The organism is Vibrio sp. HB236076, assembly GCF_040957575.1.
In the GTDB taxonomy this organism is placed as follows: domain Bacteria; phylum Pseudomonadota; class Gammaproteobacteria; order Enterobacterales; family Vibrionaceae; genus Vibrio.
On sequence record NZ_CP162601.1, the window covers coordinates 1,768,377 to 1,793,869 of the forward strand.

22 protein-coding genes are annotated in these 25,493 nt (G+C 46.1%); 12 read left to right on the forward strand and 10 right to left on the reverse strand.

The window, feature by feature from the left end:
• Positions 1-169: 169 nt before the first annotated feature.
• The 8 genes from AB0763_RS07765 to AB0763_RS07800 all read right to left on the reverse strand — a co-directional run bounded on the left by AB0763_RS07765 (position 170) and on the right by AB0763_RS07800 (position 8,529).
• Positions 170-598: a hypothetical protein gene (locus AB0763_RS07765; protein WP_306100182.1), complete on the reverse strand. Its 429-nt coding sequence runs from the start codon at positions 596-598 to the stop codon at positions 170-172.
• A complete protein-coding gene (locus AB0763_RS07770) occupies positions 570-1,058 on the reverse strand; it encodes a DUF2127 domain-containing protein (RefSeq protein ID WP_306100183.1) in 489 nt (162 codons plus the stop codon). The genes AB0763_RS07765 and AB0763_RS07770 overlap by 29 nt, the downstream gene beginning before the upstream one ends.
• A 91-nt stretch (positions 1,059-1,149) precedes the next feature.
• Positions 1,150-1,503, reverse strand: coding sequence for a 50S ribosomal protein L20 (rplT, locus tag AB0763_RS07775; RefSeq protein ID WP_073584179.1), 354 nt, complete (start codon positions 1,501-1,503; stop codon positions 1,150-1,152).
• A gap of 42 nt (positions 1,504-1,545) precedes the next feature.
• Positions 1,546-1,740, reverse strand: a complete 195-nt coding sequence (gene rpmI, locus AB0763_RS07780) for a 50S ribosomal protein L35 (RefSeq protein ID WP_306100184.1) — start codon at positions 1,738-1,740, stop codon at positions 1,546-1,548.
• A gap of 92 nt (positions 1,741-1,832) precedes the next feature.
• The gene (infC, locus tag AB0763_RS07785; RefSeq protein ID WP_306100511.1) at positions 1,833-2,384 is read right to left on the reverse strand and encodes a translation initiation factor IF-3; all 552 of its coding nucleotides are present in this window, start codon (positions 2,382-2,384) and stop codon (positions 1,833-1,835) included.
• A 3-nt stretch (positions 2,385-2,387) separates the two neighbouring features.
• The gene (thrS, locus tag AB0763_RS07790; protein ID WP_306100185.1) at positions 2,388-4,316 is read right to left on the reverse strand and encodes a threonine--tRNA ligase; all 1,929 of its coding nucleotides are present in this window, start codon (positions 4,314-4,316) and stop codon (positions 2,388-2,390) included.
• A gap of 383 nt (positions 4,317-4,699) precedes the next feature.
• Positions 4,700-5,248 carry an outer membrane beta-barrel protein gene (locus tag AB0763_RS07795; protein WP_306100186.1) on the reverse strand — a complete coding sequence of 183 codons (549 nt, stop codon included), beginning with the start codon at positions 5,246-5,248 and terminating at the stop codon, positions 4,700-4,702.
• 224 nt (positions 5,249-5,472) lie between these two features.
• Complete coding sequence (locus AB0763_RS07800; protein WP_306100187.1) at positions 5,473-8,529, reverse strand: FAD-binding and (Fe-S)-binding domain-containing protein; 3,057 nt, start codon at positions 8,527-8,529, stop codon at positions 5,473-5,475.
• A gap of 197 nt (positions 8,530-8,726) precedes the next feature.
• On the opposite strand from AB0763_RS07800, the gene AB0763_RS07805 reads away from it, so the two are divergent.
• The 12 genes from AB0763_RS07805 (at position 8,727) to cydC (ending at position 22,636) form a co-directional block, all read left to right on the forward strand.
• Positions 8,727-9,401, forward strand: a complete 675-nt coding sequence (locus AB0763_RS07805) for a DUF3334 family protein (RefSeq protein ID WP_306100188.1) — start codon at positions 8,727-8,729, stop codon at positions 9,399-9,401.
• A gap of 330 nt (positions 9,402-9,731) precedes the next feature.
• The gene (locus tag AB0763_RS07810; protein ID WP_306100189.1) at positions 9,732-10,421 is read left to right on the forward strand and encodes a DUF2786 domain-containing protein; all 690 of its coding nucleotides are present in this window, start codon (positions 9,732-9,734) and stop codon (positions 10,419-10,421) included.
• Positions 10,422-10,491: 70 nt separating this feature from the next.
• Complete coding sequence (locus AB0763_RS07815; protein ID WP_306100190.1) at positions 10,492-11,154, forward strand: OmpA family protein; 663 nt, start codon at positions 10,492-10,494, stop codon at positions 11,152-11,154.
• 189 nt (positions 11,155-11,343) lie between these two features.
• On the forward strand, positions 11,344-12,300 hold the full coding sequence (locus AB0763_RS07820; RefSeq protein WP_306100191.1) for a hypothetical protein: 957 nt from the start codon (positions 11,344-11,346) through the stop codon (positions 12,298-12,300).
• Positions 12,301-12,571: 271 nt separating this feature from the next.
• Positions 12,572-12,946 (forward strand): hypothetical protein, encoded by a 375-nt coding sequence (locus AB0763_RS07825; RefSeq protein ID WP_306100192.1) that lies wholly within the window; start codon positions 12,572-12,574, stop codon positions 12,944-12,946.
• Between the two features lie 143 nt (positions 12,947-13,089).
• Complete coding sequence (locus AB0763_RS07830) at positions 13,090-14,196, forward strand: phosphoribosylaminoimidazolesuccinocarboxamide synthase (protein ID WP_306100193.1); 1,107 nt, start codon at positions 13,090-13,092, stop codon at positions 14,194-14,196.
• Positions 14,197-14,484: 288 nt separating this feature from the next.
• Positions 14,485-16,173, forward strand: a complete 1,689-nt coding sequence (locus AB0763_RS07835; protein WP_306100194.1) for an NAD-dependent malic enzyme — start codon at positions 14,485-14,487, stop codon at positions 16,171-16,173.
• A gap of 159 nt (positions 16,174-16,332) precedes the next feature.
• Complete coding sequence (locus AB0763_RS07840) at positions 16,333-17,043, forward strand: vancomycin high temperature exclusion protein (RefSeq protein WP_306100195.1); 711 nt, start codon at positions 16,333-16,335, stop codon at positions 17,041-17,043.
• A 21-nt stretch (positions 17,044-17,064) separates the two neighbouring features.
• Positions 17,065-17,928, forward strand: coding sequence for a DUF2797 domain-containing protein (locus AB0763_RS07845; RefSeq protein WP_306100196.1), 864 nt, complete (start codon positions 17,065-17,067; stop codon positions 17,926-17,928).
• 129 nt (positions 17,929-18,057) lie between these two features.
• On the forward strand, positions 18,058-19,017 hold the full coding sequence (gene trxB / locus AB0763_RS07850) for a thioredoxin-disulfide reductase (protein WP_306100197.1): 960 nt from the start codon (positions 18,058-18,060) through the stop codon (positions 19,015-19,017).
• A 105-nt stretch (positions 19,018-19,122) separates the two neighbouring features.
• Positions 19,123-20,916, forward strand: a complete 1,794-nt coding sequence (cydD, locus tag AB0763_RS07855; RefSeq protein WP_306100198.1) for a cysteine/glutathione ABC transporter permease/ATP-binding protein CydD — start codon at positions 19,123-19,125, stop codon at positions 20,914-20,916.
• Positions 20,909-22,636, forward strand: a complete 1,728-nt coding sequence (cydC, locus tag AB0763_RS07860; RefSeq protein ID WP_306100199.1) for a cysteine/glutathione ABC transporter ATP-binding protein/permease CydC — start codon at positions 20,909-20,911, stop codon at positions 22,634-22,636. Before cydD ends, cydC begins: the two co-directional genes overlap by 8 nt.
• Positions 22,637-22,884: 248 nt before the next feature.
• Here the strand turns inward: cydC and serC are convergent, their stop codons facing one another.
• Both serC and AB0763_RS07870 read right to left on the reverse strand, forming a co-directional pair.
• Complete coding sequence (gene serC, locus AB0763_RS07865; RefSeq protein ID WP_306100200.1) at positions 22,885-23,979, reverse strand: 3-phosphoserine/phosphohydroxythreonine transaminase; 1,095 nt, start codon at positions 23,977-23,979, stop codon at positions 22,885-22,887.
• A 130-nt stretch (positions 23,980-24,109) separates the two neighbouring features.
• Entirely contained in the window at positions 24,110-25,369 is a 1,260-nt protein-coding gene (locus tag AB0763_RS07870) for a DUF945 family protein (RefSeq protein WP_306100201.1), read from the reverse strand.
• Between the last annotated feature and the right edge of the window lie 124 nt (positions 25,370-25,493).

Consider the following 25,493-nt stretch of genomic DNA (forward strand, 5'->3'; position numbering starts at 1 on the left):
TTGGGTTCAAGGTTGAGACGTCAAAAAGAGAAATTCGCTCTCAGGGAGCAGCAAGTTCACCTAAACTTAGTGACGCGTGTCTCATTACAACATCGTGATCACGGTCAAAAAGGTGTCCTGCCCGTTCTAATTTACCTCACAGGATTGGTCATAAAGTCACATTGGCGATTTATGGAATTTGGCACCGGCGATAAAACCAACGCCACTCAACAAAAAGGATTGCAACGGTCATTGCCAACGCGGTAGTAATAATGTCTTGCCACGTGTGGTAGTTCATCACGACCATGATTTGACCATATAGTACCATACTGGCAATTGAGTATTTTTTATGTGCTTTACGCACTTTCACTAAGGCCCAAATCAGCGCCAACGCCAAAGCAGTATGAGTGCTGTAATCCAATGACCAGCGCGGCCAAATCATTAGTACTGTATCGAGAATCATTAACCCATAGACCCAAATCAATAAAACCAATAGCGATTTCAACACGCCGATGAGCAGCGGGCGTTGGGCATTGGCGATCGCACCTACCCCGACCAGTAATGACGCAATGAGCACCGGGGTATAAAGATCAGCGATAACGGCCAGTAAGCTCTTCATCCAATCTCATTTTCGCTTGTCGTTGGGTGGTGAAATACACATAAATGACGACTGCGCTATTGAAAACAATCACCAAGGTCATCCACCAAGACGGTTGCTTTATCCAGTCAAATACTTCAAAGGGCAAGTATATGGCACCACTGACGATGGCAAACCATTGGGTCCAACGCATTGAATACCATAGCCCGCCGGCTTCAATAAATCGCATGCTGGCGTACAGGGCAAGAATAGAAATCACAGTGCGATAATTATTCGGGGTAATTTTATCGACTTGGGCTTTGAGTAGAGCGGTTATGTCACGTGCAGAAAACAAATGAACGACATCTATCATGACTTTCATTTGCTGATGAAATTGTTGATAGCCCAAATGAAGGAGTAACCAACAAGTAAACGCGGCGACCGTCCCTTTCATCGCCTCAGTGACAGCGATCACTCTTAAACCATTATCATACTTATTCACTCATGCTCTCACTCTACAATGACAACGGGTATGAAACGAAAAAAGGAGAGCATGCGCTCTCCTTTTAAATTCATAAGGCTGACTTTAAAAATTAAAGTGCTGCTTTTGCTTTTTCAACAAGTACAGTGAACGCAGCTTTGTCAAATACAGCGATATCGGCAAGGATCTTACGATCGATTTCGATAGACGCTTTCTTAAGACCGTTGATTAGACGGCTGTAAGATAGACCGTTTTGACGAGATGCCGCATTGATACGTGCAATCCAAAGTTGACGGAATTGACGTTTCTTGTTGCGACGGTCACGGTATGCGTATTGACCAGCTTTTGTTACTGCTTGGAAAGCTACACGATATACACGTGAACGTGCACCGTAGTAACCTTTAGCTTGTTTTAGAACTTTCTTATGACGTGCACGAGCTTGTACACCACGTTTTACGCGAGGCATTATGCTTCTCCTAAACTAAACGATAAATTAAACTAAAAAGAATTAAGCGTATGGCATCATACGAACAACACCCGCAACTTCACATTTTGGAAGGATTGAGTTTGGACGTAGTTGACGCTTGTTCTTAGTAGTACGCTTAGTCAGGATGTGACGTTTAGTCGCGTGCTTGAACTTAATACCACCAGCAGTTTTCTTGAAACGCTTAGCAGCACCTTTGTTGGTTTTCATCTTAGGCATGATGAATAACTCCGCATTGTAGTAGTTTAATAACACGTAATCAGGGCGAATTAAGCTCTGTAAAAGAGCTTAATTACTTGTTAAGCCGTTAATTACTTCTTTTTGGGGGCTAGAACCATGATCATTTGACGACCTTCGATTCGAGTCGGGAAAGACTCTACTGCAGCAAGTTCTGCGGTATCTTCTTTCAAGCGATTCAAAACGTCAACGCCAATGTCTTGGTGAGCCATTTCTCGGCCACGGAAGCGAATTGTTACTTTCACTTTGTTGCCTTCTTCAAGGAAACGGGTCAGGTTGCGTAGTTTTACCTGATAGTCTCCAATATCAGTTCCAGGACGGAATTTGACTTCTTTAACCTGAATCTGCTTTTGCTTTTTCTTCTGCTCTTTAGCAGCTTTACTCTTTTCAAAGAGGAACTTGCCATAGTCCATCACACGACAAACCGGTGGCTCGGCGTTAGGGCTGATCTCGACGAGATCCATACCAGCTTCTTCAGCTGCCGCTAGTGCTTCTTGAATCGATACAACACCGACAGACTCGCCGTCTGCACCGGTTAAACGAACTTCACGTACGCCACGAATTTCACCGTTCATACGGTGCTGGTTTTGCTTGGCCGGCTGTTGGCCACGTCTTCCGCCTTTAATAGTTTATTCCTCCAGATTGAGCTTACGGCTACGGATCTCGTCGTTGATGTAATTAATGAAGTCATCAACCTTGAATTTACCGAGATCTTTGCCCTTGCGTGTACGCACTGCTATTTCACCTGCGTCCATTTCTTGATCGCCGCAGACCAGCATAAAGGGAACACGCTTCAAAGTATGTTCGCGGATTTTAAAGCCTATCTTCTCATTTCTCAAGTCCGCTTTGGCTCTAATTCCACATTTTTGTAATTTTTGTGCGACTTCTTGAGCATAAACCGACTGTTTATCGGTAATGTTCATGATAACCACTTGTTCAGGTGACAACCACGTTGGGAAGAAACCGGCGTATTCTTCGATCAAAATACCGATGAAACGCTCCAGTGATCCCAAAATTGCGCGGTGAATCATTACTGGAACTAAACGTTCGTTGTTTTCACCGACATAAGTTGCACCGAGACGACTTGGTAAGTTGAAGTCTAACTGTACTGTACCACATTGCCACGCGCGATCTAAGCAATCGTACAAAGTAAATTCAATTTTCGGGCCGTAGAATGCCCCTTCACCTTCTTGAATTTCGTACTCGATGTCCATGGACTCAAGGGCGCGTTTCAAATCCGCCTCAGATTGGTCCCAAATTTCATCTGAGCCAACGCGCTGTTCTGGACGCGTAGACAGCTTGACGACGATATTGTCGAAACCAAAAGTTTGGTACGTATCGTAAACCATCTTAATGCAGTTGGTGACTTCTTCTTGAATTTGCGCTTCAGTACAGAAAATATGCGCATCGTCTTGAGTAAAGCCACGAACGCGCATGATACCGTGTAGGGCACCCGATGGCTCATTGCGGTGACAAGAACCAAATTCAGCCATACGAAGCGGTAAATCGCGGTAAGATTTTAAGCCTTGATTGAAGATTTGTACATGACCTGGACAGTTCATTGGCTTAATCGCGTATTCGCGGTTTTCTGACGACGTGGTAAACATCGCATCGGCGTATTTGTCCCAGTGCCCTGAACGCTCCCACAGTACGCGATCCATCATCAGTGGGCCTTTGACTTCTTGGTAGCCATATTCATTCAGCTTATCGCGAACAAACATTTCAAGGTCGCGGAAAATCGACCAACCGTTGTGGTGCCAGAAGACCATACCCGGCGCTTCTTGCTGCATGTGGAACAAGTCCAGTTGCTTACCAATTTTACGGTGGTCGCGTTTTGCCGCTTCTTCTAAGCGAGTCAAATGGGCTTTTAAAGCTTTTTTGTCGTGGAAGGCAGTACCGTAAATGCGCTGTAACATCTTGTTATTGCTGTCACCGCGCCAATAAGCGCCGGCAATATTGAGCAATTTAAAGTGCTGACAAAAGCCCATATTCGGTACGTGCGGTCCACGACACATATCAATGTATTCTTCGTGGTGGTACAGGCCTGGGCGATCGTCTTTGGCGACGTTTTGGTCCAAGATTTCCATCTTATACGGCTCAGCACGTTGCTCAAAGGTATCGCGGGCTTCTTGCCAGCTGACTTTGTGCTTAACGACCTGATACTTGGTCTTCGCCAACTCTTTCATCCGCTTTTCTATTGTTTCCAAATCCTCTTGAGTCAATGACTGCTCAAGATCAATGTCGTAATAGAAGCCGCTATCGATCGTTGGTCCAATCGCCATTTTTGCGTCTGGATACAACTGCTTTAACGCGTGCCCCAACAAGTGCGCGCAAGAGTGACGCACAATTTCTAAACCATCGGTTTCATCTTTGTTGGTGATGATTTCCAATGTTGCATCTTGTTCGATGACATCGGACGCGTCCACTCGCACGCCATCGACACGACCGGCAATGGTGGCTTTAGCTAGACCGGGACCAATAGATTGAGCAACGTCTAAAACGGAAACTGGGCTATCAAACGAACGTTGACTGCCGTCAGGAAGAGTAATAATTGGCATGACGAATCCTTAACAGTGTTGTTGCATACCAAGCAACACAATGCACTCTAGGTTAGTTATGTAATTGACAGTAAAATTGCCGATGTTCGACAACGCTTTTTAATCTTCCCTACTGTGGAAGAGACAAGCGTTTTTCACTCTCAACAAATGTGAGCAGGCATACTAACTGATCGTATCCATAACTGCTAGCCATTTGTTTTATTTCCATTCCTTGACGTCACTCTCCTCGCTCAACGCAAATAAAGCGAACAACGCCTTGTGCCTTTTTATGGCCAAGCTTATCAAGCAGGCTCTGGGCATTGCTAAAATAACGGCTTAGTTCACACTAAGCCGTTGCTGTCATATTCAACCTTGCCAAGCGGCCTTGTTAGCAAAGCGCTGGCTTAGTAAAACTTGTAAATGACGTTGATATTGGCGCCCCAAATTGATACGTCATCTTGATCGTAAACCCTCAAGACTTCAAAGTGCGCTTCTAACGGCGTGTCGTTTTTGACCGCCAAGCCCACCCCATATTGGAAGTCATTATCGCTGGTGTACTCCCCATTGTATTCGGCACGCAAATGGGCATAACCACCAAGAGCATAAGCCTCAACGTTCTCCGTCACGGGTAAAATCACTTTTGCCAACGCACTGAGGCTGCGATCTAAAGCGGCACTCTCACCGCTGACACTGCCTTCGCTTGCCGATTTATAACCTCGGACATCCAAGGCCAAGTTATCGTTAAAGCGATAGCCCACTAATGCGCCGATCATATAGTGATTAAACCTTTGGTGATCGCCTAAATCCGATTCGATAAAAGTGCCACTCACACCGGTATACAAATACGACTCTTCACTTTGTGGGGCAAAGGCTTGATAGGTTGGCTCTTCAGCCAACGCGTATGGACTCGCGCAGGCTAATGCTGCACAGAATAACCACTGCTGACGTTTCATAATTTTCCTTTTTTAATGTAATAACCGTCAGGGCGTTTATGGTTTTTATCTTCCCTGACAAAATAACGGTATTAAATACCAAATAACGCTTTCCACCTATAAAAAGCTCGATATCAGCGATAAAAAACGGCTCAATATCGAGCTTTGTTGCTGTGCGGTAAAACCAAAGTACGGCCCAGTTGGCACAACAACTGAGCACGTTAAACGGCTAAGCTCTTAAGCCATCACAAGTAGCTCAATAAGGCTTGTAATGGATGTCGTACCGACACCTGCTCAAAGCGTTTTACTTGACTGCGACACGAATAGCCTGTCACCAAACAGCGTGTCGGATCTAACGTTGCTAAGTTTGGTTGCCAACTCAATTGATAGATGTCTTTTGAATAAGCCAATTTGTCCTGTTCATGACCAAAGGTTCCCGCCATACCACAGCACCCCACAGAGATGGGTTGCAAAGTGGCGCCAAAATGAGAGAAAATATGCCCCCACTCTTTTTCGGCATTTGGCAATTGCGTTTTTTCAGTGCAGTGTGAGAACAAATACCACGGCGTGTCTTGGTGCTGGCTTGCGCAGGCTGGCACCGGCAGTTGCGCAAGACGCGGATACAACCACTCATGGACCGATAACACCGTGAAATCCCCGCGTTGCTGTTGCAATATTTGCTGGTATTCGTCTCGGTAACACAAGACCGTCGCCGGATCGACCCCCACCATAGGAATGTTCAATTGCGCAACTTGCTGTAAAAACTGCGAGGTTTTTTGCGCCGTGGTAGAGAACTTCTTCAAAAAGCCTTTAACGTGCTGTGCTTTGCCATTGGGGCTAAAAGGCAACACGATCGGCGTTTTACCCAGCTTGGCAGCCAACTCGACAAAATCTTCCACCAACTGCGCTTCGTAATAACTGGTGAACGGGTCTTGGACGACAATCACATGCTGCTCACGTGCCGTTTCACTGAGCTGACTTAAGCGCAGTAAATCAAACTCTTGTGCCGCGCTTTTTTTAAGCCTTACCTTCAGTGTCGGTCGCGAAAGCAAAGGCGCATCGACATAGCCAATGTACTTGGCCATCAGTTTTTGCGTGCTTGTTTGCTTGAGGATCCCGTTGACCAAGCTTGGCATACGCGCCATGAAAGGTAACATCTGCTCGATATTGGCCACTAAATGGTCTTTAACTGGCCGAGCATAGCGGCTGTGATACACATTGAGAAAGCGCGCTCGAAAATTGGGCACATCAACTTTGATCGGACATTGAGTTGCACAGGCTTTACAGGCCAAGCAACCGCTCATGGCCTCATAAACCTCATGAGAAAAATCGTACTCATGACGTTGATTGATCCGATTTCGCACTCGGTCTAACAGCGATTTCATTGACCATTGGTTGGTTAAAAGTTGGCGTTCCAAATCGAGAATATCAATGCCCTGCTCCGCCAATTGTCGCAACCATTCCCTGACTAAGCCCGCCCGGCCCTTGGGTGAGTGGCGACGATCCGCCATCACTTTCATCGATGGACACATAGGTGACGACGTATCGTAATTAAAACACAATCCATTGCCATTGCAGTCCATCGCCCCGGAGTAGCTCTCTCTCACTTCGATCGGGATTTGTCGGTCGTAGTAACCGCGCTTGGTGGCACTGACTTTCACTAACTCAGCATGAGAGTCAAATGGCGTACAGATTTTACCCGGGTTCATTTTGTTATCGGGATCAAAGGCCGCTTTAACCCGTCGCAACTGAGCAAATAATTCGTCGCCAAAAAAAGCCGGTCCGTATTCAGAGCGATAGCCTTTGCCGTGTTCTCCCCACATTAAACCGCCGTATTTGGCGACCAACTCAACCACTTGGTCAGAAATGGATTGCATCAATAATTCTTGCTCGGGATCGCACAAATCAAGCGCAGGGCGCACGTGAAGTACCCCCGCGTCTACGTGGCCAAACATGCCATAATTGAGCTGATGCTGATCGAGCAACTGACGAAACTCAACGATAAAATCCGCCAGATTTTCCGGTGGTACACAAGTATCTTCGGTAAATGGCACTGGTTTCGCTCGGCCTTTCGCCGCGCCTAATAGCCCTACGGCTTTTTTGCGCATGTTGTAAATGCGGCCGATACTGGCTAAATCGTGGCACACTTGATAACCGATGATACCCGCCTGTTCGGCCGCCATCATGTCATCGAGTTGCGTGGTCAATGCAACAACTTGCGCTTGTATCGCATCGTGGTCTTGGCCGGCAAACTCAACAATATTAATCCCCAGCATTTCTTGGTCCGGTACGTCTGCCAGCAACTCCGACACCGAATGCCAAACAATGTCACTCTTGGCGAGATTGAGTACTTTCGAGTCGATGGTTTCCACCGACAGCGCCTGTGCTTGCACCATGAAAGGCGCGTTGCGAAGCGCTGCATCAAAAGAGTTGTATTTGACATTGACCAGTGTCCTCACCTTGGGAATCGGCGTGATATTCAATGTCGCCTGGGTAATGATCGCCAACGTTCCTTCTGACCCACACAATACTCGGGTCAAGTCAAAACAATCTTGTTCGACATCAAGGGCATTTTTAAGATCATAACCGGTCAAAAAACGATTCAACGGGGGGAATTTTTCTTCGATAAGCGGCCGAAACTCTCGGCAAATTGCCTCAGTAACACGCTTAGCAACCGCGGCATAATTATCGTCATCGGTATTTTCAAGTTGGCGAGTTCGATGATCCGTTTCCAGAGTCGACCCATCGGCCAACACCGCTTTGACCGATAAAACGTGATCCGATGTTTTGCCGTACTTTAACGACCCCTGGCCCGAAGCATCGGTATTGATCATACCGCCTATTGTCGCTCGGTTACTGGTCGATAACTCTGGAGAAAAGAAATAACCATAAGGTCGCAGCGCATCATTCAGTTGGTCTTTGACAACCCCCGTTTGCACTTTAACCCAACCTTGCTCTGGATTAATGTCAATAATTTGGTTCATGTAGCGCGAGAGATCGACCACTATCCCCGGAGTTAAAGATTGACCGTTGGTGCCAGTCCCCCCGCCACGAGGCGAAAAGGTCAAGGTTTTAAATTGCTCGTCATTGCCCACCGAGGTCAAGATTTCCACGTCGCGATGGTGGCGGGGAAACAGCACCGCTTGCGGTAACTGTTGATAAACACTGTTGTCTGTAGCCACCGAGAAACGACTGGCGTACTGGGTTTCGACATCGCCGCTAAAACCGGCATTTTGCAACGCCTCGAGATAGTTTTGCGTTAACGGTTCAATGCCAGTAACGGAGTTTAATTGGGGTAACATTTGCTTCCTGCCTATAAGTGACTGATAAAAAAAACAGCCACACAACTATTTATTCGTTTTTTGCTCTATATCACTTTACAACATTTAAAAATGGGTTCAAAACACATTATCCCGGCAAAAAATCAAATAACGCTTTTCTTTTGCCTAACGACATCATTAAATGCCAGTAAACCTTGTTCACTTTTACGAGTTTTATCATGAAAAAAAATAAAATAATTACCACTGAGGATATTTTACTCAAATTGTGTCAATCGGTCTCAACCGTTTTGACTGAAGCAACCCAGTCCCCGGTGACCTACTCGGCGATGGTGCAAAAAATCACCAAAACCAGCTTAAAACCCGATTTTGGTTGTTTTGTATTGTTTGATGGGGGCTTTTCGGGGTTGGTTGTGATCAATTTTACCGCCAAATCGGCTCTCGAAATATACACCAATTACATGCGTCATATGGGGATGCCCGAAGAAGAGTTAGCCATTTTACACACCTCAGATGAAGTAGGTGATGTATTGGGTGAATTGATGAATCAATTAGTGGGTGACTTCACGAGTAAAGTGCGCAAAGAGTTACAAACTAACATTACTCAAAACCAACCCAAAATGCTGTCAATCAATAAACAAGTGGTGCTACAAGTCGACACCAATTTGGATCGCCCACAAGCGCGAAGAGTCACCTTCTCAACAGAAAACAATCAAATTTTTTATCTCGAATTGGCGATGGACAAGACCGAGTTTATCCAGCTCGAAGAGTTTGACATTGAAGAAGACCAAACACCAGACGACATCATCGAACAAGCTCAGCGCAAACAGCAAGCCAAACACTCAACGTCTCAACCGGATGATGCCGATGACCTGCTCAATCAACTGGGTATATAACCAACCACTAAATTGATAAGCCTCGCTTCTCTTTGGCAGTCATAGAAAACCAAATCGTTACGCTGATTCTATTACTGCCTTTTTAACCCTTAACACCAATCTCGTCGCACGCACACCAACCGCGTATCGCCTCTAATTAGCGCTCATCAGATTGTGAACGCCTTTTCTTCGCGGCGTGCACGTTTACCGATCACGGCCTGATCTGACAACACAAATCAACCCGATTTTCCCTACTGAACTCTCAGCAATGGAGATTGGTGATTTTGTTTTTGTGCTTATCGCGATAGAATATGCGACTTATTTTTAAAGCGCCTGATGACTTGGTAGACGATGGACAAACAAAAAGCCCTCAAAAAAATTGCAAAATGTCTCGAGTTAGGAAACTCGGCGAATGTGAATGAAGCCGCAAGTGCGATCAAAATGGCTCATAGCCTCATGGCCAAATACGGCTTGAGTGCCGATGATATTGAATTCATCAAAATGGGCAAAACCCAGTCGACGCATCTTTTACCGGCCAATATCGGTCAATCTATCTTGCGAATTATTCGCGGTATCAATACCAAATTTGGCGTTGAAGCTGTATTGCTCAATCACAAAGGGCTCAAGCGGTGTGAGTTCATTGGCGAGGCCGACCGAGCCATTTTTGCTGCTTTTGCTTTTGATATTATTTATCGTGAAATGAATGAGCAAACTGGACAATTTCGCAACAGTTTTGCCGGTTCAGGTACCCATAACAGTGAAGTCACTCGCCGGGTGAACTCCTTTGTTTCCGGTTGGATTGAAGGTGCATTGGAGAAATTACCCGAAATTGCCCCCGACAAAGACTCGAGTAATTCGATCAATAATTACATTGATAAAGAATTTAAAAACATCGACCGAGAGACGTTCAAAAAGCAATTGAAAGAAGCAATGAAAAACCTAACTGAAGATTATGAAGTCGGGTTAAAAAAAGGTCGCCGAGTTTCTGTGAGCCGACCCATCGATGGCGAAAAACAAAAACAGCAATTAACAAAACGTTGATTTTACTTACCGATTCTTGATCTATACTAATAATCAATGATTAAGTCTCGCTAATTAAAAGGAACAAATAATGAAAGCATTAGCCGTCAGCTTAGCTTGTGTGTTGTCGCTGTCAGCGTGTACCACACAAAGACAAAATGCCACGACTGGAGAAAGTGAAACCAACTCAGCTACGACCGGCGCCTTTATTGGCGCTATCGCTGGAGCGGTTGTCGGTGTGGCGTCGTCATCAAAAAGTGACCGAGGTAAAGGTGCGTTAATTGGTGCGGCCAGTGGCGCTGCGATTGGTGGCGGCACAGGCTACTACCTTGACCAGCAAGAAAAAGAACTGCGCGAGTCTTTACTCAACTCTGGCGTACAAGTCAAACGCGAAGGCGATAACCAGCTGAGCCTGATTATGCAAAATGGCATCGGCTTTGCAACTAATTCATACCAACTCGACAGTTCCATCCGCAATACCCTTGCTGGCGTCGCCACCATCTTGGTCGAGTACCCAAAAACCAGTTTAGTGATCGAAGGCTATACCGACAGTACCGGCAGCGATTCGACCAACCAAGTGCTCTCTGAGCGTCGAGCTGAGTCAGTGCGCCAATACCTATTGCAACAAGGTGTGGCACCAGGTCGCGCAGTAGCTCGCGGCCTTGGCGAACGCTTTCCAATTTGCACTAACGAGACCTCTTCTGGACGTGCTTGTAACCGCCGTGTCGAAATTAACATTTTGCCACTCGATTAATCGCAATGCTGTTTTTTCAGGCAGGCTGACTCACCTGCCTGATTTCAAATGTATCGCACATCCATTCACAGCTAGCCATCGGCGAGTTCTTGCATCAATGGGTTAACCTTTGCGTGAGATGTGCCGTCGCATCGATTCTCACCTCTGTGCTAGTATAGGGTTATCGAACGCCTACAACATTGATCAAATATGCCTTTTCACCGTGATGCGTGTCAGCCCTATTTGTGGTTACTCGTCTTTTTTTTAGTCCTGTTGCCTGGTCAACTCCGTGCCGATGATAGCCAAGCTTGGTTGTTAAAAGGCGAGCAGCAACTCAAGCTCAACAATGACGATGAAGCCATTTATTGGCTAGAAAAAGCGGCAGCACAACACAACGCTAAGGCCCAACAACTGCTCGGGCACTATTACGCAGGTCAACAAGAGTGGCAAAAGGCGATCTTTTATCAACTCCAACAAGCCTTGGACGGCAATACACAAGCGTTAATTCAACTCGGACAATGGCTGTCTGTTGTCGACCCGAAGACATTGATAGACCTAGATTGGACCGAAGTACTGTATCGACTTGCCAGTGATTCCAACCCACAAGCCGAGCCATTGTATAATCAGTGGCTGGAACAAAAATTCAATCAACAGCGTTCCGCCCAGCTCGACAGTGAAATTCAATCTCAGATCGCCCCTGTTGCGGCTCCTAACCCGCGCCCAATCGCAACCCCATTGTCTTTTGGGGTTTGGTTGCCCCTTGCCAGCTTTGCCTTGTTTGTGGTTTTAGCTTTTCTTTTCTGGCGAGTGAGACGCCAGCGCCGCACCGCCCCCTCAGTGCCGACCACAACAACTGATCACGAACAACAACTCATCAAACAAAAGCGCTTATTGTTGGCGATGAAAAGTAAGATTACTGAGTTGCAAAAGGAGCTCGAACATCAGAAATCGCAAGCTTCAACTCACCCGCTGTCAGAAGCCTATGCTCTATTGGGCTTTGATCAACAAGATGCCCTAACCCTGCAGCAATTAAAAGCCCGCTATAAAATCCTAGCCAAAATTCATCACCCTGACTGTGGCGGCAGTGAACGGCACATGCAAAAGCTCAACCAAGCCGTTAAAACCTTAGCTCATCACTTAAAAAGCACATCGGTATCTCACCGTTAATCTCGGTCTTTTTTAGCGATAATCCTATACAGTGATCGTTTTTTTGTTCTGGCTTTGAGGCGAGCTTCTAGCCAGAAACATGCCTTTCCGTTCTGAAAGCTCAGCCCAATCTCCCCATACCTCAACCCTCGCTTACTGCACTTTGTTTTGCTTCAGATCACAATGTGACCACTTGCGTTGATTATTTGTGCAAATTGGTCATTTTTTACTTGCACAGTGAATCAAACAGTAATACTGTATAGGTATACAGTATGTGAATGGAGACAGCATTATGACTTTTGCAACAACACCTTCTGTTTCGTATGAAATGGCTCACGAAAATCATTGCCACGTTCAACTTGTTTGCCAATTAGCCGAACTTTCGCACCATCAGCAATGGGTATTTTTCACTGCGCAATGCCCACGACCGGCGGCAAAGTTACTCGCTCAACATCAGATCCGTTGTGATCGAGTCGTACACCTATCACCGTCACAGTATGACAGTGAATTTCAAGTTGCAATTAAAGCCATTGAATCACACACTGCCAGTGCCATCGTTGTCTCCGAACGCCTCAATGAAAACGATAAACAGCAACTCCAACAGCGAGGTGCCTTACACCATTGTCAGGTGTTTTTTCTGCACGACCTCTATCGCTCCCTCCATTGATTTGGAGGATATTTAACCAGACTGGATAAAATACTCACAACTGAAGCAATCGTTTGCTTTTTTTATGGCATCCAATAGGGGATTTGTTATCATGGCGCCGTGGTTTCGTTTTTCATCTGTTCTTAACAAGTAGGAAATGTTTCATGAGTCTCGCCAACCAGGTTCTCGCCGTTAATGACGATCTGCCTATCAAAACTGATCGCCCTGTACACAGTGGTAAAGTACGCTCCGTGTATTGGCTCACCGAAAAAGACAGTCAACGTCTCATTCAAGAAAAAGGCTATGACATCGCCCCAGATACGCCACTAGCCCTAATGGTTATCTCAGATCGCATTTCGGCGTTCGATTGTTTGTGGCACAGTGAAGAAGGGCTGCAAGGTGTTCCTGGTAAAGGCGCGGCCCTCAATGCCATTTCCAATCACTGGTTTAAGCTTTTCAAACAACACGGCCTTGCCGACAGTCACATTGTCGACATCCCTCACCCATTTGTTTGGATTGTCCAACAGGCCAAGCCAGTTAAAATCGAGGCCATTTGTCGCCAATACCTTACAGGCTCTATGTGGCGAGCCTATCAACAAGGCGAGCGCGTCTTTTGTGGTATTGAATTGCCTGACGGACTTGAAAAAGACAAACCCTTGCCTGAATTGCTCTTCACCCCCTCAACAAAAGGGATTTTGACTGGTATTCCAGGCGTCGAAGAAGCCGACGATGTCAATATCACTCGTCAAAACATCAGTGACAATTACGCGGCATTCAATTTTGCCTCACCGGCTGACATTGACCTATACGAACAACTGCTCAGTGATGGTTTTCATTTGATCAGTCAATCACTCGCTAAACTTGATCAGTTATTTGTCGATACCAAATTTGAATTTGGCTACGTAAAAGACGCATCTGGTCAAGAGAAACTGATTTACATGGATGAGGTCGGTACACCTGATTCTTCTCGAATTTGGGATGGTGAAGCTTATCGACGTGGCGATATCATCGAAAACTCCAAAGAAGGCTTTCGTCAATTCTTACTCAATTACTTTCCAGACCCCGACATTTTGCTCAATAAATCTCGTATGCCAGAGCGCAGTCAACTTGCTCGCGATAGCGTTTTGCCGTTGAGTGCCTTTATGGACTTGTCGAAAACCTATTGCGACATCGCAGAAAAAATTACCGGACAGCCATTGCTTTTAAGCTCAGATCCCAAAAGTGAAATCATTGAAATCCTCGCTCGGGATTATGATTTAATTGTCGATTAATGATATCCATTGATGCCTTTGTCTGCGCCAAAGGCATCGTCGTCCATGATACGTTTGAGCCTGAACTTGGCATCTTTTGTTGTCATTAACAGCTTGTAAACTGGGTTATCGTCGATTTTTTACTCGCCTACCTTACGGCATCGCGACACGTTATCAACATCACTACCCAAGCTTAACGACAATACCAATATAAATGAGCTATCCGTGAGAAATAGTTTACAACCCATTGCTCAAACCGTTATCATTTTGTCAATTTAACCTTATCCTGATCGAGAATTAAGGCATCAAATGAACAATGACAAACGCCCTTTGTACATCACTTACGCTGGGCCCATTCTAATGAGTACCCCTTTGCTCAACAAAGGCGCTGCATTCACTCTAGAAGAACGCAAAGAGTTTAACCTTGAAGGTCTGTTACCTGAGGCGACAGAAACCATTCAAGAACAAGTTGAACGCGCATACCAGCAGTACAAAAGTTTCGAAAGTGACATCGATAAGCACATTTATTTGCGCAATATTCAAGACACAAACGAAACCTTGTTCTATCGCTTAGTGCAAAATCACATCACAGAAATGATGCCTATCATCTACACCCCTACGGTAGGTGCGGCGTGTGAGAACTTCTCAAACATTTATCGACGTGGTCGCGGCCTGTTTATTTCTTACGAAAATCGCGATCGCATTGACGACCTGCTCAACAATGCAACCAGCCACAATGTCAAAGTCATCGTTGTAACCGATGGCGAACGCATTCTTGGCCTTGGTGACCAAGGTATTGGCGGTATGGGGATACCAATCGGTAAGCTGTCGCTGTATACCGCATGTGGTGGTATTAGCCCTGCCTATACGTTGCCGATTGTGCTCGATGTCGGGACTAATAATCCACAACGATTGGCCGATCCTATGTATATGGGCTGGCGTCATCCGCGCATTACCGGTGCAGAATACCAGGCCTTTGTCGAAGAGTTCATGCAGGCGGTAAAACGTCGCTGGCCTGAGGCTTTGATTCAGTTCGAAGACTTTGCGCAGAAAAACGCCATGCCCTTACTAGAGCGCTACAAAGAAGACTATTGTTGTTTTAACGATGATATTCAAGGCACAGCAGCTGTCACTGTCGGCTCATTACTGGCAGCGTGTAAAGCGGCGGGCAGCAAACTCTCTGACCAGCGCGTGACCTTTTTAGGTGCAGGCTCAGCTGGGTGTGGTATTGCCGAAGCCATCATTGCACAGATGGTCTCTGAGGGGATCAGCGATGAAAAAGCGCGTTCACAAGTCTTTATGGTTGATCGCTGGGGCTTGCTAGAGGAAGGCATGCTTAACCTGCTTGATTTCCAACAGCGCTTGGTACAAAAGCTCAGCAATACGCAAGATTGGCCAAAAGAAAACAACGCATTCTCTTTGCTCGATGTGATGAAAAATGCCAAGCCAACTATCTTAATTGGTGTATCTGGTGCTCCTGGGTTGTTTAGCCAAGAGATCATTGAGGAAATGCATCGTCACTGTGATCGTCCGATTATTTTCCCTTTGTCTAACCCAACCAGCCGTGTTGAAGCGTCACCAAGTGATATTATTTCTTGGACTAATGGCGAAGCACTTGTCGCCACTGGTAGCCCATTTAGCCCTGTCGTCCACGATGGCAAGACCTACTCGATTGCGCAGTGTAACAACAGTTACATCTTCCCAGGCATCGGTTTAGGCGTTTTGGCCGCGGGGGCGAAGAAAGTCACCGACGAGATGTTGATGGAATCGAGCCGTGCCTTAGCAACTTGCTCGCCTTTGGCCAACCTTGGCAAAGGGGCCTTGTTGCCACCACTTGAAGAGATCCACACCGTCTCTAAAAAAATTGCTTTTGCCGTCGGTAAAAAAGCCATTGAACAAGGGGTAGCCCCTAACATTTCGGACGATGCGTTAATTCACGCCATCGACAATCAATTCTGGCAACCAGTATACCGCCGTTATAAACGAACGGCTTTCTAACCCCAGATTTTATCGCAATATCATGGGGTTTTAATACCATCAACACATTAGCGCTATGCTAATGTGTTGATTAAAAGTTAAGTCAATTTTTTATCAAATCCTTCCTATTATAAATCAGTACGATACAATGATTTTTTCGCTGTTAATGATCGATTGCCTATGACTGATGTACGCCGTATTCTCCTTCGCTGTTGCTATTGTGTGATCGGTGTATTACTCGTCGTCTGCTTGACCATCATTCTCATCGACCGCTGGATCAGTTGGCAGACCAATGCGCGTATCTATCATCACATTGATCAAGTTCCCCACTATGACGTGGCCGTGGTGCTTGGCACCAGTAAATACATAGGTCGTACCTTGAACGTCTATTACCACGAGCGAATTCAATCGGCGATTGCCTTGTACCGGGCAGGGAAAATTGAAGAATTTTTACTCAGTGGCGACAATGCCCATCGCTCTTACAATGAGCCGTGGACCATGAAACGCGATCTACTCAAAGCGGGTATCGACGATTCACATATTCACCTTGACTACGCTGGGTTTCGCACCCTAGATTCGATTGTCAGAGCAAAGAAAGTGTTTGATTCTCGTCGTTTCTTAATTATCTCACAAAATTTTCACTGCCAAAGAGCGTTATTCATTGCCAAAGCGAATGACATCGATGCCCACTGTTATGCCGTCAAAGGCGATAAAGAAGGCCTGAGTTGGTCACTGCGCATTCGCGAAATTCTCGCCCGTAGCAAGGCATTTCTCGATTTGTATATTATCCATACCCAACCCAAATTTTTAGGTCCCAAAGAGCCGATTCGCCCTTCTTCAACGGCATTGCCCTTATCGAAAGATGAAAATATTGATAGTATTGCGCCATAAAAACACCTATTGAGCATTATCATGTCGTTAATTACTTCAGGCACACTAAATAAAATGCCGGCCCAAGCCTCATCCACTCTTGAGTATTGCTTACCGGTCGGCGACAGCCAAATCGAGCTGACGCCCTTTCTGGGTAAACCTCTGACTTTAAAATACACGGGGCAAATTTTTTGTGCCAATTGCGGTAAAAAAACCAAAAAAAGCTATTCACAAGGTCACTGCTTTGTGTGTATGAAAAAGCTGGCCAGTTGTGATATGTGTATAATGAAGCCCGAAACGTGTCATTACGACCAGGGGACTTGTCGTGAACCTGAATGGGCTCAAACCCACTGCATGGTTGATCATTATGTGTACTTATCCAATACATCCAGTCTTAAAGTCGGTATTACTCGCCACACGCAAATTCCAACTCGCTGGATCGATCAAGGTGCCACCCAAGGCTTGCCAATCATCAAAGCCAAGACGCGCCACCTCTCAGGCCTAATCGAGGTTGCTATTGCCAAACACATCGCCGACAAAACCAATTGGCGTACTTTATTAAAACAAGACGGTGAGCCACTTGATCTTCACCAATACGCCACTGACTTACTGGCTCAAGTGCAACCTGAATTACGTGCTATCCAACAAGAGCACGGCGAGGATGCGTTCGAACTACTCAATAGCAGCACGACAGAGCTGCACTACCCGGTGTTACAACACCCGAGCAAAATTGTCTCTCATAACTTTGACAAAAATCCGGTGGTTACAGGGGTATTACAAGGAATCAAAGGCCAGTATTTGATCTTTGATACCGGCGTCATCAACATCCGTAAATTTACTTCTTATCAGGTTGAAGTCTATGACGGTTTTCTCGACTCACCAGCACACGTTGATGACCAGGTGTAAACTCATTAGTGTGATTTGCTATAGGTTATCGCGATTTATTGTCGTAATTAGGTGTGCAAGACTTTTCCAAACCTATGATTTTTCATACAATCAAAAAATAACTATCCGCTTACCGCTTTAGGAGCCCAAATGAGCGAAGTAAAACATTGTCACCTGCTAATTTTAGGTTCAGGTCCTGCGGGCTATACCGCTGCTGTGTACGCTGCCCGTGCTAACTTATCTCCCGTGCTTGTTACAGGTATGCAACAAGGCGGTCAATTGACCACAACAACGGAAGTTGAAAACTGGCCTGGCGACCCAGAAGGCCTAACCGGCCCAGGTCTGATGGAACGAATGCAAGCTCACGCTGAAAAATTTGACACTGAGATTGTATTTGATCACATCCACAGTGTTGATTTTTCTTCTCGCCCTTTCAAATTAAGTGGCGACAGCGGTCAGTACACGTGTGATGCTTTGATCATTTCCACTGGCGCCTCGGCTAAATACCTCGGTTTAGAGTCAGAGGAAAACTTTAAAGGCCGTGGCGTATCCGCCTGTGCAACCTGTGATGGTTTCTTCTATCGCAACCAGAAAGTGGCTGTTGTCGGCGGGGGGAATACCGCTGTAGAAGAGGCTCTTTACCTTGCTAACATTGCCTCAGAAGTGCATATCATTCACCGCCGAGACACGTTCCGTGCAGAGAAAATCCTCATCGACCGCATGATGGATAAAGTCGAGAATGGCAATATTGTTCTCCATACCAACCGTCAGCTCGAAGAAGTGCTCGGCGATGAAATGGGCGTGACCGGCGTCAGAATCAAAGATACTCAGTCAGAGACAAGCGAAGAGCTTGCGGTGATGGGCGCCTTTATTGCCATTGGTCACCAACCCAATACCGAACTCTTTGCCGGCCAGTTAGACATGGAAAACGGCTACATTAAAGTTCAATCGGGCTTAGATGGCAATGCCACGCAAACCAGTGTTCCAGGTATCTTTGCCGCTGGCGATGTGATGGATCATAACTATCGTCAAGCGATTACCTCCGCCGGCACTGGCTGTATGGCAGCATTAGACGCAGAACGCTTTTTGGACGCGCTAAACGACAAGTAAGTTTGCAATTTTGTTGCTCTTCTTCTTAACCCAGTGGTATGCCCGCTGGGTTTTCTTTTGTATACTGACTGCCCCTTTCAACCGATGGCCGTATTACAAAATAAGATGGATAGAAAAAAGCTTCGTACTTTGAATACCTGGCTAAAGCAGCAAAGTAACATTGCCAAACGTTGGCTAGTGATTTCGATTGCTTTAGGTATGCTTTCAAGTGTTTTCCTTATCGCTCAAGCAGCGCTTCTCGCTTCCCTTCTTCATCAACTCATCATTGAACAAGTTGATAAACAACAATTAGTCTTTCACTTTCTCGGTATGATTGGCGCCGTCATTGCTCGTTCTGGTTGCGCATGGGCCAAAGAATACGCAGGGTTTCGCGCCGGAGAATTGATCCGAGTGGTCATTCGGCAACGAATTATGGACAAGGTACAGCAGCTTGGTCCAACCTATATCAAAGGAAAACCCGCTGGAGCTTGGGCAACCTTATTAATTGAACAAGTCGAAAATATGCACGATTTCTTTGCTCGCTACTTGCCGCAAATGTCTTTATCCGTGCTGATCCCATTTGTCATTCTTGCGGTGGTGTTTCCTATCAACTGGGCGGCGGGGTTAATTTTCTTGATCACGGCCCCTTTAGTGCCTTTATTTATGGCATTAGTTGGCATGAAAGCTGCGGATGCCAACCGAAAAAACTTCAAAGCCATGCAACGTTTATCAGGCCACTTTTACGACCGCTTACAGTCTCTAACGACTTTGCGCTTATTTCATCGCGTTGAAGGCGAAGCAGAAAACTTGCGTGCGGCCTCTGAGGTATTTCGCGAGCGCACGATGGACATTCTGCGTATTGCTTTCTTGTCATCCGCGGTACTGGAATTTTTCACCTCGGTCTCTATCGCTATCACCGCAGTCTATTTCGGTTTTAGCTACATTGGCGAGCTTGACTTTGGCTACTACGGGGCGGGAATCTCTCTCTTTGCCGGCCTGTTTATCTTGATCTTAGCGCCGGAGTTCTATCAGCCCCTGCGCGATTTAGGCACTTATTATCACGCGAAACAACAAGCCATTGGCGCCGCTGAAAGCTTGGTTGAGTTTTTGCAAATTGAAGTATCGAGTCTTCAAAGCGGAGAAACACCATTGCGCGATCATTCAACCATTGCGATTGAAGCCAAAGACTTGATCATTTACAGCCCTGAAGGCGACACCTTAGCAGGCCCTTTGACTTTTTCGTTAAGCGATCGTTCATCAACCGCACTCGTTGGCCCAAGTGGCGCGGGTAAAACCAGTTTAGTCAACACCTTATTAGGATTTATGCCTTATGAGGGTAGCCTAACTATCAATGGACAGGAACTCAAATCCCTAGATAAAAGCAGTTGGCGTCAGCACATCAGCTGGATTGGTCAAAATCCGCTTCTGCTGACTGGCACGATTCGAGATAATTTGTCTTTGTCTGGGCAAACATTCAGCGATGACCAACGACTTCGAGCTGTTGTGAAGGACGCCAATGCGGATGACTTTGTCGAACGCTTGGGGCTCGATTACCCTATTTCCGACCGCTCAGGCGGTTTATCGGTTGGTCAAGCACAGAGAATCGCACTGGCTCGGGCGATGTTACAACATGGCCAATTCTGGATTTTAGATGAGCCTACCGCCAGCTTAGATGCCAACAGTGAGCGCTTGGTGTTACAAGGCATGGCGCCTTACTTACGCGATAAGACCCAACTCATGGTTACACACCAATTGTCGCATTTGCAGACTGTCGATCAGATTTTGGTTATGGACCAAGGGCAAATCGTTCAACAAGGTAATTATCAGCAATTGAGTACCGAAACCGGCCGCTTTAAATCCATGCTCGCAGCGAGCTTGGCTTCTTTGCAACACACTCAACAGGGGAATCTCGATGCGTGAACTGCTCCCTTTTCTCAAACTGTATAAAAAACATTGGTTCGGCCTTTCACTGGGTATGTTACTGGCGTTACTGACGCTGATTGCTTCTCTTGGTTTATTGACGTTATCGGGTTGGTTTATCTCAGCTGCAGCCGTGGCTGGGCTTACTATCGCTCGTCAATCCTTTAACTATTTTCTTCCCGGTGGCGGGGTGCGCGGTTTAGCCATTGCTCGCACCGCGGGCCGTTGGGCTGAGCGAGTTGTCAGTCACAATGCAACCTTTAAGCTACTCTCTGATCTTCGCATTCACTTTTTTAAACAACTCGCTCCCCTCGTCCCTGGCAATGTGTCAAATTTAAGAGATGCCGATATCCTCAACCGCTTAGTCGCCGACGTCGATGCCATGGATCACGTTTACTTGCGCTTAATAAGCCCTGTGGTGATCGGGGCCTTGGGCATCGTATTTTTAACGGTGTTATTGTCTTTTTTTGATCTTCAACTCGCCTTGATACTCGGTTCAATTCTCACCTTCATGCTGCTCACATGGCCGATTTTGTTTTATAAACTGGGTAAAACGAATGGGGCCGAGTTAACCCTCAACAAAGCGCAAATGCGAATTAAAGCCCTTGATTGGCTACAAGGTTATAGTGAATTAATCTTATTTGGCGCTGAGCCAATCTACCGCCAACGGATGTTGAACGAACAAGAAAAGTTACTGGCCAATCAAAAAAAACACGCCTACCTCACTGGTTTAGCATCGGCTTTATTGGTATTAGTTAATGGCTTGACCTTAGTGCTTGTCGTTTGGGTAGCGGCTGATGGTATTAACGGCAAAGCACCCGATCCATTCGTCGCGATGTTTGCTTTCGCCACCATGGCCAGCTTTGAAATTTTAATGCCCATTGCCGGCGCCTTTCAGTTTTTAGGCCAAACCCTAACGTCGGCTCGCCGTTTAAATGAAGTCATCGACCAGACACCAGTGGTGACTTTTCCAGAGCAGGACCCTATCATTCTGGCACCGCATGAAGCGGAAATTGAATTTCGAACGATTCAATTTCGCTATCCAGGTGGCACAGAACCTGTCATTAATGATTTGTCGCTGCGTTTTGCCCCAGGTACTCGCAATGCCATTCTCGGCCAGACTGGGTCAGGTAAATCCACCTTACTGCACCTACTCACCCGCTCCTGGGATGTCGATCAAGGCGACATTTATCTCGCGGGTCAACCACTCAAAAGCTGGTCTGAAGAAAATTTGCGCAACATGATCAGCGTGGTCAGTCAACGCGTCGATATCCTCAATGGCACCTTGCGTGATAACTTGCTCCTTGCCAAGCCAACCGCTGATGACGACACGTTTGCCCAATGTCTAAAGCAGGTCGGTCTAGATACCCTACTCGACAATCAAGGCCTCGACACCTGGTTAGGGGATGGTGGTAGGCAACTGTCTGGCGGAGAAAAAAGACGTATTGGAATCGCGCGAGCTTTGCTTCACGATGCGCCCATCATGTTACTCGATGAACCCACCGAAGGACTCGACAAGCAGACTGAGCAATCCATTATGTCACTACTAAACACGCACTTTACCAATAAGACTGTGGTCTTTATCACCCATAGGTTGATTGATTTACCGTCGATGGACACCATAATACTGCTCGAAAACGGTAAAGTGATTGAGCAAGGCAGTCACAGTGAACTGGCTAGCCAAAACGGCCGTTACGCTCAATTAATTCAGTCACTCTAGTGACACTGACAGACATTCATTCGTAAAGAACAAACGTCCTTAAAAGTAAAAACGCTATAACTCATTGAGTTATAGCGTTTTTTAACTTACCTTTGCAAATCGAAGCGAGGCCATCAATAGGCTTGTTTTTCTAGTCAGTCATCAAAGCAGAAAAGCTTGAACGTAGGGGTGAAATACGCAATTTATATCCTCACCTCAAGCTTTTCGCCTTTATCAAACCTGAATACTCGCGACGGAATGCGTTGACATTAAGCGTATTGCTGCTCAAATTTCGCCATAAAATCAACCAGAGCTTGCACGCCTTCTAGTGTCATCGCGTTGTAAATTGAAGCGCGCATACCACCTACAGCACGGTGACCTTTCAGTGACTTTAAACCGGCCTTATCAGCAAGCTCTAGAAATGTTGCATCAAGCTCAGGCTTTGCCAATTGGAAAGGCACATTCATGCGTGAGCGGTTATCGCTGTGAATGTTATTGATATAAAAGTCAGATTGGTCGATCGCTTGATAAAGCAATTGAGCTTTTTGTCGGTTGATCTCTTCTATCGCAGCGATGCCACCTTGTTCTTTCAACCATTTGAACACCAAACCAGACAAATACCACGCAAACGTTGGTGGCGTGTTGTACATCGACTCTTTCTCTGCGACAAGACCGTAGTTGAGTACACTTGGCACGACATTGCGAGCAAGATCCAGTAGATCATCGCGAACAATGACAATACAAATACCTGATGGACCTATATTTTTTTGCGCACCTGCATAAATAACACCGTATTTTGAAACGTCGATTTGACGAGACAAAATCGTCGAAGACAAGTCGGCAACAATCGGCTTGTCGGTCACCGGTAAATCGTTAATTTCGACGCCATCAATGGTTTCATTCGGACAAAAGTGAACGTAAGCCGATTGCTGATCCACCGCCCACTCACTTGCTGGTGTGATTGCAACTTTGCCATCTCGAGTCGTTTTGGCATCAACCACGTCTACTTGGCAGTATTTACTCGCTTCTTCAATGGCACTGTGTGCCCAATAACCGGCATCGACGTAGGTGGCTTGCGCTTTATCACCGAGTAGGTTCAATGGCACGGCAGAAAATTGCGCACGCGCACCACCTTGACAAAACAAGACTTTGTAGTTGTCAGGAATAGAAAGTAAGTCACGCAAGTCTTGTTCGGCTTCTTTTGCCACTTGAATAAACTCTTTACTGCGATGGCTAATTTCCATGACAGACGTGCCTAAGCCATTCCAGTTGACCAATTCACTTTGTGCTTTCACCATTACATCGTGTGGCAATCCTGCTGGACCGGCGCTGAAGTTAAAAATGGTGTTTGCATTGGTATCCATAATACGAGTTGCTCCTGCTCAAGGTTGTCGAAATCAAAGTGCAACATTAATAGCATGTTTTGCCGATTTAGAAAAACAAAAAGAGGCCACCAGGCCCCTTTTTCTCACTCACTGAGCACGCCACTGCCCACTATTCAAGCATAGGAACTAAAATCGCTAATAATGGAATTTCTTTGCCGTTCGACAAGATTAACTTCCCTTGTTTAAGATCCGCTTTGAAACGGTATTGGTCTTTGTCCGCCGTCACCATTTCCATCACCACTAACTCATCTAGAGTTTGGTGTAGACTTGGGTACGATTCGGCGACTTCGTCAGTGACATGACTGTCAAATTGCCCCGACATACCTTGCAAAACATTAAAAGGATTTTTCGTGATGTGATCCTCACTTGCCGGGATAGTAATGACGCCTTTTGCTGACACTTCACCGTCTGCAACGTCAAAACTCAATGCTTGTAAATCAATTTCAAAACCCTGAGCAAATAATCGATCCAAAGCAGGAAGCAACTGCTGAAGCTGAGCAGATGTCACTTCTCCAGAGCGGTCGATAAGCTGACGGGTTTTGTCCAATGCTTGTCGGTCGATGTCGTTAATGGCAAAGCGCAGTTTAAGCGCATTAATCGGATCGATACCCAAGCTTTCAAGGTGCTCAATGGACAGATCAGCAACACTGGTCAACTTTTCTTCCGTTTCATCAAATGAAGTCACCATGTGGTAGTTGGCCTTTTGTATCTTAGCTAAAGCCTCACTGGTGATGTCGGTTAGTTGGCTATTCTCTATCGACCAAGATTGCTCACCGACAAAATAACCATGTGCTTGTTTGCCAGCGCCTTGTCCTTGGATATTATCGAGCTTGAGGGCATCGCCATTGGCAAATGCAATTTGAATTGATGGCACACTCGCTTGATAGGTCAACCCCCCTAGCACGGTTAATGAGCCGCTAATTTGACTCGGCTGGAGCGAAAATGCCACCCCTTTGAGATCGTTTTGGTAATTCCATTGCTCAATATCAAGTTCAAATTGCGTGTTGCCATTTAACTGAGTATGAGTGGTTAAACTGATCGGCACATCAGGGTGATCGCTAATGTGAGATTGTGACGTTAAGCCAAACAGACCATGAGAGATATCACTGGTGATTGTCCATTGCTTAGGTAAGCCATCGCGAGTTAATTGCTCGAGAAGCTTGGGATCAACGACAGTAAACTGACTGACCATCTTCGATGAAAGGTAGCCTCTTTGGTAATCGAGTACCTGAGTTTGCACACCGTTCATTTGCAGTGTCTTCACGCCTTGACGCAGGGCTTCTTCACCTACTTTACCAACCACAGCAGGCCAACAGGCAACCAGGGCTAACACCCCGCCCACCGCACCGATTTTTTGTAATTTATTCATAATCAAAATTGTTGAGTAGTTTGATTCAGTCTAGCTTATCTGTGGTTAACAAGAAAGCGAGCGCAATATCAGGCGCTTTACTCTGACCAAAAAATGACTCATTACAGTGCAAAACACACCGCGT